Source organism: Halomonas sp. Cn5-12 (genome assembly GCF_021532545.1).
Classification (GTDB): domain Bacteria; phylum Pseudomonadota; class Gammaproteobacteria; order Pseudomonadales; family Halomonadaceae; genus Vreelandella; species Vreelandella aquamarina.
Window position 1 is genome coordinate 50703 of the sequence record NZ_JAKGAY010000021.1, and the last position, 10059, is coordinate 60761.

Genomic DNA, 10059 nt, shown 5'->3' on the forward strand with positions numbered 1-10059 from the left:
TCCATGGAACTGACCCCACGAGACAAAGACAAGCTGATGCTGTTTACCGCCGCCCAGCTTGCCGAGCGCCGCAAAGCGCGTGGTTTAAAACTGAACTACCCCGAAGCGGTAGCGCTGATCAGCTTTGAGATTATGGAAGGCGCGCGAGATGGCCGCAGCGTGGCGGATTTAATGAGCTACGGCCGCGAAATCCTCACCCGAGACGACGTGATGGAAGGCGTGGCGGAGATGGTCGATGAAGTGCAGGTGGAAGCCACCTTCCCCGACGGCACCAAGCTGGTCACCGTTCACACGCCGATCAACTAATCATCCACCGTTAGGAGAGCGCCATGATTCCAGGACAGTATCAGTTACAAGAGGGTGATATCGAGCTGTGCGCGGGTCGCGAGCGTATCACCGTGGAGGTGGCCAACACCGGCGACCGCCCCATTCAGCTTGGCTCCCACTACCACTTTGCCGAAGCCAACCCCGCGCTGGTGTTTGACCGCGATAAAACCCGGGGTTACCGCCTGGACGTCGCCGCCGGCACCGCCATCCGCTTCGAACCCGGCCAAACCCGCGAAGTCACGCTGATTCCGTTTGTCGGCAAGCGGGAAATCTACGGCTTCCGTGGCGATGTGATGGGGCCGCTCGATTAGCCAACGGATTAATAAAGAACAACCGACGGTAGGGCGGGCATCGGCTGGGTGACTGTCTGCGCCATGGATGGCGCAGTCAAGCGTACAAGGACGTATTCACAGCGTGTCCCATGAGTGATGGCCTCCCCAGTGCCAAGCTTCATCTTTTAGGAGAGGCAAATATGAAACCGGTAAACAAAATCAGTCGGCAAGCCTACGCCGATATGTACGGCCCCACCGTAGGCGACCGCGTGCGCCTGGGCGATACCGAGCTGTGGATTCAAGTCGAAAAAGACGCCACCCACTACGGTGAAGAAGTGAAGTTCGGCGGCGGCAAAGTTATCCGCGATGGCATGGGCCAAAGTCAGCGCCAGGACGCCTCGGTGATGGACACCGTGATCACCAACGCGCTGATTCTGGACTGGTGGGGCATCGTCAAAGCCGATGTAGGGCTGCAAAACGGCCGCATCGCCGCCATCGGCAAGGCAGGCAACCCCGACACCCAGCCCGATGTCGAGATCGTCATTGGCCCCGGTACCGAAGTGATCGCCGGTGAAGGCAAAATCCTCACCGCAGGCGGCATCGACGCCCACATTCACTTCATCTGCCCCCAGCAGGTGGAAGAAGCGCTGATGAGCGGTGTCACCACCATGCTGGGCGGCGGCACCGGCCCCGCCACGGGCTCCAACGCCACCACCTGCACCCCCGGCGAGTGGCACATTGGCAAGATGCTTCAAGCGGTGGACGACCTGCCCATGAACATCGGTCTGCTCGGCAAAGGCAACGCCAGCCTGCCAGAAGGGCTCGAAGCACAGCTGGAAGCGGGCGCGATGGGTCTCAAGCTGCATGAAGACTGGGGCACTACCCCCGCCTCGATTGATACCTGCCTGAGCGTGGCGGAAAAGTACGATGTGCAGATCGCCATCCACACCGATACGCTCAACGAATCCGGCTTCGTGGAAGACACCCTGGCGGCGTTTAAAGAGCGCGGCATTCACACCTACCACACCGAAGGCGCAGGCGGCGGCCACGCCCCGGACATTCTCACTGCCTGCTCCAAGGAGTACGTGCTGCCGTCCTCCACCAACCCCACGCGGCCCTACACGGTGAATACCATCGACGAGCATCTCGACATGCTCATGGTCTGCCACCACCTGGACCCCAATATTCCCGAAGACGTGGCCTTTGCCGATTCACGTATTCGTCGCGAAACCATCGCCGCCGAGGATATCCTCCACGACCTGGGCGTGATCTCGATGATCGCCTCCGACTCCCAGGCCATGGGCCGCGTGGGTGAAGTGGTCTGCCGTACCTGGCAAACGGCGCACAAAATGAAGGTGCAGCGCGGCCTGCTGCCGGAAGATGAAGCGCTGGGGGCCGACAACCTGCGCGCCAAGCGCTATATCGCCAAATACACCATCAACCCCGCCATTACTCACGGCATCGCCCATGAAGTCGGCTCGATTGAAGTCGGTAAGCTGGCGGATTTGGTGCTGTGGAAGCCCGCTTTCTTTGGCGTCAAACCCGCGCTGATTCTGAAGGGCGGCATGATTGCCGGTGCGCCCATGGGCGACCCCAACGCCTCCATCCCCACGCCGCAGCCGGTGCATTACCGCCCCATGTTCGGCACCTTTGGCCGCGCCGCCAGCCAGACCCGGCTCAACTTTGTCAGCCAAGCGGCGATTGACGCGGGCATTAAAGAGCGACTGGGACTACAAAGCACGCTTTCCGCCTGCAAGAACGTGCGCGGCGTGCGCAAAAAGGACATGAAGCTCAACGACGCCTGCCCAGAACTCACCGTCGACCCGCAAACCTACGAAGTGCGCTGCGACGGCGAACTGCTCACCTGCGAACCCGCGACCGAGCTACCGCTGGCGCAGCGGTATCACTTGTTTTGATTGAGCTGCTGTCCGGAGCGCCGGGGGTAGGCCTACGAGAGGGCGCTGTAAATACGTCCCTGTACGCTACTTTTGCCATCCATGGCAAAAGACCCTCTCTACGGCCTACCCCCGGCTCAGCCTTCAAGGATCGAGAAAGGATGAGAGCATGTTGAAATTAATTGAACGCCTCGGCCCCATAGATGAGGGCACCGCCAGCGACACGCTGACACTGCCCTTTGAGCTACGCATTCGTGGCCGCTTAAAAGCTGAGAGCGACAGCGGCCAGCCTCTTGGGCTGTTTCTGGATCGCGGCCCCGTACTGCGCGATGGCGAAGGCCTAAAAGCCGAAAATGGCGAGATCGTGCGCATTTGCGCCGCCATTGAACCCGTGGTGACCGCGCGAGTGAGTACTGGCTTACCGCTGGCCCGGCTGGCTTACCACCTCGGCAACCGCCATGTGCAGCTCGCACTGGGTGAAGACGCGAAAGGCGGCTGGGTACGCTTCCCGCCCGACCACGTCCTCGAGGAGCTGGCCGAGCTGCTGGGTGCCACGCTTGAGCACCACAACGCCACCTTCGACCCCGAACCGGGCGCTTACAACCAAGTGGGCGGTGGGCATTCGCACAGCCATTCGCATAGTCATTCCCACGATCACGATCACGATCACGCGCATGAGCACCACCATGCCCACTGAACAGCCCTCCGACCTCGCCCTGCTAGGGCTGATGCAGCTCGTCAGCCCCGCACTGCCCATTGGGGCCTTCGCCTTTTCCCAAGGGCTAGAGAGCGCTTTTGAGTTGGGCTGGGTGAGTGATGAGCCAAGCCTCTCTCAGTGGCTATCCGGCGTGTTAGAGGATGGCCTGAGCCGCTGCGAACTGCCGCTGATTGAGCGGCTGTATCGCGCTTTCGAGCACCAAGATGGCGTTGCAGTGGCCGAGTGGGACGACTGGCTGGCTGCCACCCGTGAAACCGCTGAACTGGCTGCTGAAGACAGCCGCCTGGGCGCCTCGCTGAAGCGGCTGCTGGGCAGCCTCGACCTATTACCCAAAAATGAAGGGCTGCCTAGTGAAGACTCACTTACGCCCTTGCTACCGGTCCAGGCAGGCTATGTGACCCTATTTGCCTGGGCGGCCTACCAGCGCGGCATCCCTGTGCGTCAAGCGCAGCTCGGCTTTGGCTGGGCGTGGCTGGAAAATCAACTCGCGGTGGCCTGTAAAGCGCTGCCGCTGGGGCATACCGCTGCCCAGCGCATTATCGAGCAGTTACGTGGCGAGCTGGTGAGTGCCGTTGAGAAGGCCCAGCGGCTAGACGATGACGAGCTTGGCCCTGCGCTGCCCGGTGTGGCGCTGGCCAGCGCCCTACACGAAACCCAATATTCCCGTTTGTTTAGAAGCTAACGAGCGTTGTTATTTAGGAGAAAACCATGACTCACTGTTTACGCGTTGGCGTGGGTGGCCCGGTTGGTTCAGGTAAAACCGCCCTGCTCAAGCAGCTCTGTACCGCGCTGCGCGACCACTATGACATTGCCGTTGTCACCAACGATATCTATACCCGCGAAGACGCCGATTTCCTGCTCAAGCACGATGCGCTGCCCGCCGACCGTATTCTCGGCGTAGAAACCGGCGGCTGCCCGCACACGGCGATTCGTGAAGATGCTTCGATGAACCTAGCGGCGATTGACGAGCTACACGCCCGTCATCCCAAGCTGGAACTGGTACTGGTCGAGTCTGGTGGCGATAACCTTTCCGCCACCTTTAGCCCCGAGCTTTCTGATCTGACGCTCTACGTGATCGACGTGTCGGCAGGCGACAAAATTCCCCGCAAAGGCGGCCCCGGCATCACCAAATCCGACCTGCTGATTATCAACAAAATCGATATTGCCGAGCAGGTTCACGCCTCACTGGAGGTGATGGAGCGCGACTCGAAAAAGATGCGCGGCGAGCGCCCGTTCGTGTTCACCAACCTCTACGATGGCGTGGGGCTTGAAGAGATCATCCGCTTCATTCTCGATAAAGGCATGCTGGACGAGCGTCGCCCAAGGGCCGCTGTAACACATTAAACGGAAGTGGGTATAGGTATAATTAGCAGATATAAAAAACTGCCCAGCTTTGATGGTATGAAAGGCTGGGCAGTTGCAGTTGTTTAGGTGAGATCCTGCCAAAACGGGCCATCCCTGGCCACCACATTTCTACAATGAACTGATAGGCTGTTGATATCCTTAACTCATGTTATGTAAAGGTGTTTTGTAGCTTGAATTTATTGTTCATAAAGCAAAAAATCATGAGAAGTGACTAAAGCTGACACACTTTTTGCCGATAACAAAGCACCGATTACAACGCATATCCCCCACTTGATGAGGATAGAACTCGAACATGATGGCTACTTCTGAGAAGAGAAGTCGTTGGGCCTTGGGTTTGCAGACCAAGGTGCTGATGCTGGTATTACTCCCCTTACTGTTGGTCACCGTTGTCTTGGTCTGCTTTGAAGCCTATAGCAACGCCAAGGACACCCGCGAAGCATTAGCGGAACAGCGTGAGTTGTTGATTGAAGGGCGTCGTGCCGCAGTGCGCGATATCGTGCAGATGGCAACAACGGCTATCGCCCCGATTTATGAAAACGCCGGTGCCAATGACCGTGAAGCTAAGGAGCGCGCTGCTGAAATGCTGCGCTCCATGCGCTTTGAAGGCGAAAACTATATTTTCGTATATGAGTACGATGGTACTAACATCGTACTGCCTCACTCTCCGGAGCGTGAAGGTCAAAACCTGAGAGACCTGCAAGCACCTGATGGCACCTATATCGTGCGGGATTTCATTCGAGTTGGCCAAGATGGCGGTGGTTTTTACGAATACCCGTGGGAATACCCCGGCACCAATGAGTCTAAGCCCAAGCACTCCTACATTGATCGTTTAGAAAAATGGGGCTGGATTGTAGGCGCTGGTGTGTATGTAACAGATGTTGATGAAGCAATGGCCGAGTTAGAGGCTGCTGCCGCTGCCGACCTACGAAATGCGATTATATCTGCGACGCTGCTAGGCGCTGCACTATTTGCAGCTATTGCTCTGCTGGCCTTTGGCTTTGTGCGTCGTATCGTCGGGCCGATAAAGCGCACCGCTGATGCGATGGGGGATATTGCGCAAGGTCGTGGTGACCTAACCCGTCGTCTTACCATAGAGAGCAACGATGAAGTGGGGAACCTCGCTGTCCAGTTCAACGCCTTTGCTGGCCGCATGCAGGATACCCTGCGCGACGTACGCCGCAGCACGGTCAGCGTTTATCACTCTGCTGGCGAAATCTCGCGTAGCTCCGAGGAGCTGTCTACTCGCACCGAGCAGGCGGCGGCCAATCTTCAAGAGACATCGGCCTCCATGGAGGAGATTACCTCCACCGTGAACCACAGTGCTGACAATGCCCAACAGGCCAACAAGCTGGTGCAGTCCACTGCGGAAGTGGCCCACCAGGGTGAAGAGGCCATGGGGCAGGTAGAAAACACGATGCGCGATATCAACGACTCGGCTACGCGCATCAGTGAAATCATCACCATGATTGATGCGATTGCCTTCCAGACCAACATTCTGGCGCTAAACGCCTCGGTGGAAGCTGCCCGTGCGGGTGAGCATGGCCGTGGTTTTGCGGTGGTTGCTCAAGAAGTACGCACCCTGGCCAGCCGCTCCAGTAATGCCTCTAAAGAGATCCGCGCGCTGATCGATACCTCCGTTCAGCACACCCACACTGGCGCCGAGCTGGTGCGTAACGCGGGTGCCACCATGCGCGAGATCGTTGAGAGCGTATCAAAAGTTACCGATGTGATCGGTGAAATCAGCGCCGGCGCCAAAGAGCAGAGCAGTGGTATTGGCCAGATCAACACCGCCGTAGCCGAAATGGATACCATGACCCAGCAGAACGCGGCCATGGTGCAAGAGTCCACCACGGCCGCTGCGGATATGCGCCGCCACGCTGAGCACCTTAATGAGCTAGTCAACTCCTTCGTATTAGGGGAAGACGACTCACAAAGCCAGACAACACCCCAGTTGAATGACCAGACGCGCCAAGCGCTGCCTGCCAGCCGGTCCGGGACCAGCCAAGAGCTCAAGCGCCCGGCACTCTCCTCTAAGCCTGCACCCACTAAAGCTGGTGGAGACGACTGGGAAGAGTTTTAAGTTATGAGGTGATATCAATCAAAAGGGGCTTGCCAAACGGCAAGCCCTTTTTTTCTTTCTACTAGTGGCGCTGTTTAGCTGCGCTCTTAGTTAGCGCTAACGACCCGACCAGCCCAGCAGTATGGGCACGTAAACCACCAGCAGCAGCACGCCAATCAGCCCTAGCAGGTAGGGGATAATAGCGCGGGTAATACGCTCTAGCGGCAGTTGGGTGACGGACGACGCTACGTACAAGTTGATCGCCACGGGTGGGGTAATCATGCCAATCGATAGCCCCACCACAATGATCAGCCCGAAGTGGATCGGGTCGATACCCAGCTGCAGCACCAGAGGTAGCAGCACCGGGGTCAGAATGATCAAAGCGCTGGCGGTTTCGATAAACACCCCGGTCAGCAGGATTACCGCCACCACCAACAGCATAATCACGTAGGGGTTGGTGGAGAGCGACAGCACCGCCTGGGCAATCGCGCCGGGCACCTGCCAGCTTGAGAGCGTCCAGCTCAGCACCGCCGACATGGCAATCACCAGCATGATCACCGCCGTGGTCATCGCCGAGCGAATCAACAGCTTGTACACCTGGGGCAGGGTCAAGTCCCGATACACGAACAGCGACACCAGCAGCGCGTAGTTCACCGCCACCACCGCCGCTTCCGACGGCGTGAAAATCCCCGAGAAAATACCCCCCAGAATGATCACCGGCGTCATCAAGCCCCAACTTGCGGCCTTGAACGTGTGCCACATAGTGGCCAGCGACAGCGGGGTTCCTTTCGGGTACTGGCGTTTGTACGCCTGGGTAATGGCGATGGCCATGAGCGCTACGCCCATTGCCAGCCCCGGCAAAAAGCCGTTCAAGAACAGCGACGATACCGACTGCTGGGCAATGACCGCATAGATAATCATTGGCACCGACGGGGGAATCACCACGCCAATGGTGCCGCTAGCGGCAATCAGGCTAGCCGCTGAGGCGGGGTCGTAGCCTTTGCGCTTAAGTTCTGGCACTAGGCTTGAACCCACCGCTGCGGTAGTAGCCGCGCCGGAGCCGGAAATGGCCGCGAAGAACATGCCCGCCATCACCGAGACCACCGAGAGCCCGCCGCGCATAAAGCCCACCAGCGAATCGGCAAAGCCCACCAGACGCTCGCTAACTTTGCCCTGGGCCATTAAATCCCCGGCCAGAATGAACATCGGAATGGCCACCAGAGCAAAGGAGTTGATGCCCTGGAACATCTGCTGGGTGACCACCATCAGCGGCACGCCGGATTGATACAGCGCGTAGAGTGTACTGGCGCCAATCGCAAAGGCAATCGGCACGCCTAGCAGCATGAACAGAAAGAACAGCCCGAACAGCAGCAGGGTCATAACGACGCCTCCTGGGACGGGGGCATCTCGCCGTTCACCAGTAGCTCGACCATATCGACCAGCGCATACCACGCCATGATCGCCGCGCAGACGGGCATCACGGCGTAGACATAGGTCATCGAGAGCCGTAGCGAAGCGGATTTCTGGAAGCTCTGCACCTGCATATAGCGGTAGCCGATGACGATTAGCGTGATCATGAACGCCACCACAATCGCCAGCGCCGCGAGCCTAGCCAGCTTGCGCATCGGGAGGGGCAAGGCATCCACCGCGAAACTGACCGCGATATGTCGCCCGCGCTGAAACGCCAGCGTGCCCGCTAAAAAGGTGATCCACACCAGCAGAAACCGCGCGACCTCTTCGGTCCAGCCCACGGCACTGAAAAATACCCGTGACACGATTTGTAGTGTGATCACACCGATCAAAGCTGCCATGCCCGCAAACACCACGGGCTGGATGATGGCATCCAGCCCGCGTTCAATGCGTTGCAGCAGCGTCAAAAGAGGCTGTGCAAACGATATCACTGTTGCAGCGCCTCCTGGATACGCGGCAGGTAATCACCAAACTGCTCGCCGTACTTCTCGTATACCGGCGCAACGGCGGCTTGGAAGGCTTCCATATCGGGGGAGTCGTTGATTTCCATGCCCGCTTCGCGCAGTGCTGCAAGCTGTTCGGCTTCCATATCGGCGTTCACCTGACGCTCATGCTCGGCGGCTTCCTGGGCGGCCTGACGGATGACGTCCTGGGCGGCTTCAGGCAGCTGGTTCCAGGCAGGCATGCCCATCACGAAAATCGCCGGGGCGTAGGTGTGGCGTGACAGGGTCATGTAGTTCTGGGTTTCATCCAGCTTGAACGAGTGAATCACATTCACCGGGTTCTCCTGGCCGTCGATGGTGCCCTGCTGCATGGCGGTGAGCGCTTCGGTCCAGGCCATCGGGATGGCGTTGGCCCCCAGCTCGCGGAAGGTATCGGTGTACACCGGGTTTTCCATCACGCGAATGCGCAGGCCATCCAGGTCTTCCGGCGAATTCACGGCGCGCTCGCTGTTGGTCAGGTTGCGGAAGCCGCGCTCGGCGTAGGCCAGGCCTTTCAGGTTCACGTCGGCCAGCTTATCCAAAAGCTCCTGGCCAATGGGGCCATCCAGCACGCCATAGGCGGCTTCGGGAGTGGGGAACAGGAAGGGCAGTTCGAAGACCGCCATCTCTTCCACGAAGTTGGCCACCGGCCCGTTGGTGATCACGCCCATGTCCACGGTGCCGATCTGCATGCCTTCCAGCAGCGTGCGCTCATCGCCTAGCGAGGCGTTGGGGAAGATCTCGATATTCACCTTCCCATCGGTGCGTTCTTCCACCAGCTCTTCGAACTTGGTGGCGGCAATATGGAAGCCATCCTGCTCGTTGACCACGTGGGCTAAACGCAGAGTAACGGGGTCCATATCTGCAAAATCAGCGGCGTTCGCGGCGCTGACCAGTGCCAGTGACATACCCAGTGCCAGCGTACTACGTGCAAATGTTTTCATTTATTATGTTCCCAATATGACCAAGGGTGGTTAAGAGGTGCAAAAGTGCCCCAAGAGCATGCACCACCGCAGGGAAAACGGTCAATCATCTACGCGCCGAAAACCGCCAAGCGGCTGGACACCACGCGCCCACACGGGTACGATACGCACCCAAAGCGCCCGTAGCTCAGTTGGATAGAGTGTCGGCCTCCGAAGCCGAAGGTCGCAGGTTCAATTCCTGCCGGGCGCGCCAAACATATCAAGGGCTTACGTTAACGCGTAAGCCCTTTTGTTTTGGCTGTGTCAAATCTGTGTCATCCATGTGCCACGCCTGCCAATATTGCCTCCAAGCCCTGCTACTCAGCTGTTGACCTGTGGCTTTTGTCTGACACAGGCGTGTCACACGTTTATTAGCGTTCTGCTAGCAGCCTGTCGGTCTTTCCGTTGCACCGTGAGATACTGACCACCGTCATCGCCGAGCTGAGAAGATCGCCATGAGCCGCTTCATCCCTGTGGATCGCCAGACCGATTACCTGCTGCCGCCTTCG

At 58.6% G+C, this 10059-nt stretch carries 10 protein-coding genes and 1 tRNA gene; 8 read left to right on the forward strand and 3 right to left on the reverse strand.

Annotated features, from left to right (window positions below; translation table 11 throughout):
- Positions 1–3 precede the first annotated feature (3 nt).
- The 7 genes from ureA (at position 4) to L1249_RS12270 (ending at position 6657) form a co-directional block, all read left to right on the forward strand.
- Entirely contained in the window at positions 4–306 is a 303-nt protein-coding gene (ureA, locus tag L1249_RS12240) for an urease subunit gamma (protein ID WP_016915359.1), read from the forward strand.
- Between the two features lie 23 nt (positions 307–329).
- Positions 330–638 (forward strand): urease subunit beta, encoded by a 309-nt coding sequence (locus L1249_RS12245; RefSeq protein ID WP_089674735.1) that lies wholly within the window; start codon positions 330–332, stop codon positions 636–638.
- 161 nt (positions 639–799) lie between these two features.
- Positions 800–2515, forward strand: a complete 1716-nt coding sequence (ureC, locus tag L1249_RS12250) for an urease subunit alpha (RefSeq protein ID WP_213262662.1) — start codon at positions 800–802, stop codon at positions 2513–2515.
- 148 nt (positions 2516–2663) lie between these two features.
- Positions 2664–3191 carry an urease accessory protein UreE gene (ureE, locus tag L1249_RS12255; RefSeq protein ID WP_062375545.1) on the forward strand — a complete coding sequence of 176 codons (528 nt, stop codon included), beginning with the start codon at positions 2664–2666 and terminating at the stop codon, positions 3189–3191.
- A complete protein-coding gene (locus L1249_RS12260) occupies positions 3181–3894 on the forward strand; it encodes an urease accessory protein UreF (RefSeq protein ID WP_228168801.1) in 714 nt (237 codons plus the stop codon). Before ureE ends, L1249_RS12260 begins: the two co-directional genes overlap by 11 nt.
- Before the next feature lie 26 nt (positions 3895–3920).
- Positions 3921–4556, forward strand: a complete 636-nt coding sequence (gene ureG, locus L1249_RS12265; protein WP_044630219.1) for an urease accessory protein UreG — start codon at positions 3921–3923, stop codon at positions 4554–4556.
- A 316-nt stretch (positions 4557–4872) separates the two neighbouring features.
- Positions 4873–6657, forward strand: a complete 1785-nt coding sequence (locus L1249_RS12270; RefSeq protein ID WP_228168802.1) for a methyl-accepting chemotaxis protein — start codon at positions 4873–4875, stop codon at positions 6655–6657.
- A 96-nt stretch (positions 6658–6753) separates the two neighbouring features.
- On the opposite strand, the gene L1249_RS12275 is transcribed toward L1249_RS12270, so the two are convergent.
- The 3 genes from L1249_RS12275 to L1249_RS12285 are packed head-to-tail and all read right to left on the reverse strand — an operon-like array spanning position 6754 to position 9532.
- Positions 6754–8016 (reverse strand): TRAP transporter large permease, encoded by a 1263-nt coding sequence (locus tag L1249_RS12275; protein ID WP_228168797.1) that lies wholly within the window; start codon positions 8014–8016, stop codon positions 6754–6756.
- Positions 8013–8534 carry a TRAP transporter small permease gene (locus L1249_RS12280; protein ID WP_074211661.1) on the reverse strand — a complete coding sequence of 174 codons (522 nt, stop codon included), beginning with the start codon at positions 8532–8534 and terminating at the stop codon, positions 8013–8015. Before L1249_RS12280 ends, L1249_RS12275 begins: the two co-directional genes overlap by 4 nt.
- Entirely contained in the window at positions 8534–9532 is a 999-nt protein-coding gene (locus L1249_RS12285) for a TRAP transporter substrate-binding protein (protein ID WP_228168798.1), read from the reverse strand. Before L1249_RS12285 ends, L1249_RS12280 begins: the two co-directional genes overlap by 1 nt.
- A 155-nt stretch (positions 9533–9687) precedes the next feature.
- On the opposite strand from L1249_RS12285, the gene L1249_RS12290 reads away from it, so the two are divergent.
- A tRNA-Arg gene (locus L1249_RS12290) sits at positions 9688–9764 on the forward strand.
- Positions 9765–10059 lie beyond the last annotated feature (295 nt).